The sequence below is a fragment of the Streptomyces sp. URMC 123 genome (genome assembly GCF_051386515.1).
Taxonomy (GTDB): Bacteria; Actinomycetota; Actinomycetes; order Streptomycetales; family Streptomycetaceae; genus Streptomyces.
The window spans coordinates 1-1,145 of record NZ_JBPQTV010000629.1; the positions used below are offsets into that span (position 1 = coordinate 1).

Genomic DNA, 1,145 nt, shown 5'->3' on the forward strand with positions numbered 1-1,145 from the left:
TCGGTGGCGTTGGCGGTGCCGGGGTCGGGGCTGGAGCCGGTGGTTCCGGCGGGGGCGGAGGACACGAGGCGCCACGGGCCCGGCCCGGCGAGGGCCCAGCCGTCCATGGCCGAGGTGTCGAAGGACGGCAGGTCGATCAGGGCGTCGAGCGGCTCGGCGAGCACCTGGCCGACGGCGGCGCCGAGCACCTGCCGCCGGGGGGCCACGGGGCCGCCGGCGCCCGCCCGCCGCGCGATCTCCCGCGCGTCCTCCCACGAGGTGGCGCGGGCGCGCCGGCCGCTCGGGCGGGCGCTGCGGGGGCGCGGGGCGTCACCGCTCGCGGTACGGGCGTGAGCGCGGCCGGCGGGAGCCGCGGGGCGCTCGGCCGGGCCGCTGTGCGAGCGGTCGGCGGAAGGGGCCTCGGGCCGGCCGGCCGGTGTACGGGGTGCTCCGGGCCTGCCGGGCTTGCCGGCGCGACCGAGCTGATCGGGCTTGTCGGACCGGCCCGGCTGTTCGGGCCTGCCGGACGTGCTGGGCCTGGCTGACCCGCCGTCGCGGGTGGGTTTCGTGGCCTTCGGCCCGGTGGCGGTGGGCTCATGCGGCGCGCCGTCCGGTTCGGCGCCGGAGGGCCCGGAGGCCGCGGGTGGGGTGGACGCCTGGCCGGGTGTCCGGCCGGAGTCCGTGGGCCGCGCGGAGGCCGGGGACGGCCGGGGCGGGCGGAGGTCGGGCGCGCCGGCCCGGGAACGCGGTCGGGAGGGCCGCTTCCCGCCCCGCTCGGGGCCGGAACCACCGGGGTCGGCGGTGGCGGCCACGGGGGCCGCCGGGCGCTCGGGCGCGCCCGTACGGGAGGCCGGGCCCAGGACCCACCACGGCAGATCGACGTCCGGCTCCCCGGACGCGGTCGCGCCCCCGGCCGGCGGCTTTTCGGACACCGGGGCGGCGTCCGATACCCGGCCGGGAGCGGCTTCCCCCTCCGGGGAGGCGCCGGGCGCACCGGCGCCATGGCCCTCGGCCTGCCCGAGGGAGACGGCCAGCCACCAGGGTTCGTCGTCGACGGCCTCGGCGGTCCCGTCCGCACGGTGACCGAAGTCGTCAGCGGAGCGACCGCCCTCGGGCTGAGGGCCGTTGAAGACCTCCGCGGCAAGGTCCAGCGGATCACCCGGCGC

The 1,145-nt window shown here is 81.1% G+C and carries 1 pseudogene; it reads right to left on the bottom strand.

The features are described 5' to 3' along the window. Window positions 1-911, bottom strand: a pseudogene (locus tag ACSNOD_RS31315) (hypothetical protein); the annotation flags it as partial. Window positions 912-1,145 lie beyond the last annotated feature (234 nt).